Source organism: Nostoc flagelliforme FACHB-838, from assembly GCF_014698065.1.
GTDB lineage: Bacteria > Cyanobacteriota > Cyanobacteriia > Cyanobacteriales > Nostocaceae > Nostoc > Nostoc flagelliforme_B.
In genome coordinates, this window is the sequence record NZ_JACJSI010000545.1 from 1 (window position 1) to 3,290 (window position 3,290).

Sequence of the window (3,290 nt, forward strand, 5' to 3'; positions counted from 1 at the left end):
CAGCAAATATCTCAAGGTCTTATTTTGTCGTAGATACTAGCTAATTTACTATAATTGCATTTATACCCTATAACCTAGCTACACAAAGGGTTTGATTATTTTTGGAGATGTCTCTTTAATAGTCCCTTCACAAATCTCTTCAGCATTTCCTAGCTTACAGTCAATAAAAATACCAGGATATAAGTGCTTGAATTGACTAATTTTTTCGGGTAGCTAATAATTCCCCACCATCAGACTTGCTCCTAAGAGCTAATTCGTAAAGAAAATCTTAAGGATACCCAATTCATTACTGGATATGACTTTCACAGAATAAACCCTTAATTTGCTCAAATTCGTGAAACCCTTGCCAGACAAAGACTTTACTTTAGTTTACAAATTAGCTCTAACTTCAACTCTCCCCGTTGCAGATTATTTAATTTCTTTAAACCACGTTCTGTTAACTCTACATGAGCCAGAATTTTCTGTGCTTTACACTGCAATAATTTACCAGCATCTGTAATTTCAATATGACGACGACCAATACGATGAAATAACTTCGTACCCTATTCTGTCTCCAAGGTTTGGATAGCAGCACTCACTGCTGGTTGGGTAATATAAAGCGCTTCAGCTGCGCGGGTAAAGTGCAGCATTTCTGCAACGGCTAAAAAAATTTGCAACTGTTCCAGCGTTACGTCGCTTCGCTCCGAATTCAAAGTGGTGCTTCTAGCAGGCTACGCCAACAAAATTCAAAATTAGCAATCTTCACAATTTTGATAACTTGCGTGGCGTAATTTTGAACCCCCTGAAAGATTATACGGTAAAATTTGCGGAAAACTGTAGATATCTCTCAATTTTGTGAATTACGTGGTTGCAGTTATATCGGCATATTCATAAATTCAGTCTATGGATCTAATAAAAAAGACTGTTTGCTCTTATTGATAAGTAGCTATAGAGTAAAACTATTTTATTCAATAACTTCATTTTATCATTTCAACAAAAAAGAGTATTTGCTCTTATCCGAACCAGCCCATAATATTAAGTTCATAAGCTACTAAGCTTACCTGTTGAAGGACAAAATTACATCTGTAATTAATTGTGATCACTTCAACCATCTTCCATCTTCTAAAATAATTTTGCTAAATCGTTACGGAGAAAAATATGGCTTGGCTAATTGGTACATTATTTATTGCAATATCTGTGGCTTTTGCAACGACATTTGATGATAATTTATACTTAACAGCTTTCTTTGGTAAGGTAAATCATAGCTTTCGTCCCAAGCATATTATTATTGGTGAATTTGTAGGATTTACTACATTAGTAACGGCTAGCCTTCCTGGTTTTTTTGGTGGTTTAGTTCTTCCAGAAGCATGGATTGGATTGCTAGGAATTATCCCAATCATAATTGGTATCAGCCATCTAATAAGCCGACAAGAGGAAGGAGAGACTTTACAAGCTGTCTTAGTTAACTTTACTAATTCAGCCAAATCAAAACAACATAAAAAATCATTATTAGCAACACTCAAAGATCGTCAAACCTATCGTGTTTCTGCTGTTACAATTGCCAATGGCGGAAATAATATCGGTATCTATGTTCCATTATTTGCTAGCAGTAATTTTCCTAGCCTCGCAGTTATTTTATGTGTTTGTTATTTAGCAATTGGAATGTGGTGCTTTGTCTCTTACAACCTAACGCGGAATCCTATCATGGCTTCTGTTATGACTCGCTATGGTCGGAAAGTTTTTCCCTTTGTATTAATATACTTGGGATTATCAATCATGGTTAAAAGTGGAACTTATCAACTTGTCCCTAATTTAGCAATGCTTTTTAAATAAGTTATTCGTCGTAGATAGAAGCTTAAATTAAACACATGAAAGTTCTCAAAATAGCTTTAATGACTTTAATACTTTTAATTAACTTAGCAATTCCTACTCCCTCTTGGGCAGATGTAACATCACACTCAAGCGCAAATTCTAACTATTTCGTAGGGCAAAAAGTTATCTGGCTTTATAAAGCTCGTGCTGACTCTGAGAACATCCAGAGGATTCTTGGTGAAGTAGTCAAATTAGGCTCTAAGCAGGTGCAAGTCAAAGTGCAGAAAAATAAAAATGAGTTCGTTAATCGTTGGGTAAATCGAGACAGGCTAGAAGTTGATAAAAGTGGCCATTATTTTAAATAATATAATATATAATTTATTTTCAAACTAATGTTGATCGTAATTTATAGTTTGCATGACTAACCTACAACTAATCATTATCTTTATTTATGTTATGCAAAATAATAGCATTTTATTCTGAAGATTAATTAGCATTAAAGTAGAATTAATATTAAACAAAACAAATCCAAGCAAAGTAAACCAATGAAAAAAGCAAAGTCGAAAAAGCAACTTCTTGGCTTTAAACTGCTGTGTTTCTGGCATTTATGACGGTATTTTCTCTTTTTGATCAGCCCTATGCTTTAGCTGAATCAGAAATACCACCAGTAACTACTGGAGTTTAAACTAAACCATAAAAAAGGACTTAGCAAGGCTGAGTTAATAATAGACTTGTTAAAAGTATGAACGAGCTTTGATGTTAAACGGCAATACTTGGTTCTTTGCGTGGCTTTGCTGCTCTTTTTTTTTTTACATTAGGATATCGGTTTTTACGGGTACGGGGTTTTCCTGATTTCCAACACGGTGACTTTGCGCGAGGTTTGAGTGGAGTGGCTGGTGTATCAATCGCCGCTAAAACTCCCCCCATAGCCACTCGTAAGAGATTAGAGTGATTGCACATTTGTCAATAGGGTGCAGGAAAAGGAGACAAATCCAGCTTGGAGACTGGTTTTCGTAGCACTTTGACAACCCCTAAATCTTAATTTTCTTTTGCAGCAAAGTATTTAATTGGGTCATCCGCCTTACCTCTTTCTTGCGCGACACTAAAAGGATATAAACAATCGAATTATCATCTCTAAAGAAATGCGGTCAAATGGCAGAGATAATGTAGTGGTTCACAGGATTAAAAGTATTACCAAGATTCTGAGGTACACATAGATGATAAATTAAGATGCATGAATGTAGTTTGCCTCGTTTACGAGATTGAAATCCCTAGCTCCGATTGGGAAAAAACTCTCTTTCTGTATCAAAGAACTGGTGGAGAAAATGGAGCAACGCATAAAACAATCACAAAAAGAATTAGCGGATAAAGAAGCCGAAAATGTATCTGACTTTTCACGGGATGTGGAAAAGGGGATTGGTTCGCGATAGCTAATCGCGAACCAATCCTCTGGACTTAAGATGATTTGCGTCCTCTAATATAAGGTGCTTGTAGTATCG

General features: G+C 35.7%; 2 protein-coding genes and 3 pseudogenes. 2 read left to right on the plus strand and 3 right to left on the minus strand.

Annotated elements, in window-relative coordinates; genetic code table 11:
* Positions 1–120: 120 nt before the first annotated feature.
* Together H6G97_RS54355 and H6G97_RS48395 are read right to left on the minus strand one after the other, a co-directional pair.
* Positions 121–246, minus strand: a pseudogene (locus tag H6G97_RS54355) (LysR family transcriptional regulator); the annotation flags it as partial.
* A 111-nt stretch (positions 247–357) separates the two neighbouring features.
* Positions 358–629: pseudogene (locus H6G97_RS48395) on the minus strand (LysR family transcriptional regulator); the annotation flags it as partial.
* A gap of 508 nt (positions 630–1,137) precedes the next feature.
* On the opposite strand from H6G97_RS48395, the gene H6G97_RS48400 reads away from it, so the two are divergent.
* Together H6G97_RS48400 and H6G97_RS48405 are read left to right on the plus strand one after the other, a co-directional pair.
* Positions 1,138–1,812, plus strand: coding sequence for a cadmium resistance transporter (locus H6G97_RS48400; RefSeq protein WP_190947424.1), 675 nt, complete (start codon positions 1,138–1,140; stop codon positions 1,810–1,812).
* 35 nt (positions 1,813–1,847) lie between these two features.
* Positions 1,848–2,156, plus strand: coding sequence for a hypothetical protein (locus H6G97_RS48405; protein WP_190947425.1), 309 nt, complete (start codon positions 1,848–1,850; stop codon positions 2,154–2,156).
* Positions 2,157–2,766: 610 nt separating this feature from the next.
* Here the strand turns inward: H6G97_RS48405 and H6G97_RS54360 are convergent.
* Positions 2,767–2,956, minus strand: a pseudogene (locus H6G97_RS54360) (IS4 family transposase); the annotation flags it as partial.
* Positions 2,957–3,290 lie beyond the last annotated feature (334 nt).

What these genes read in the sequence shown, in the direction of transcription:
- H6G97_RS48400 (WP_190947424.1), top strand. Translation starts at nt 1,138, where the DNA reads ATGGCTTGGCTAATTGGTACATTATTTATTGCAATATCTGTGGCTTTT.
- H6G97_RS48405 (WP_190947425.1), top strand. Translation starts at nt 1,848, where the DNA reads ATGAAAGTTCTCAAAATAGCTTTAATGACTTTAATACTTTTAATTAAC.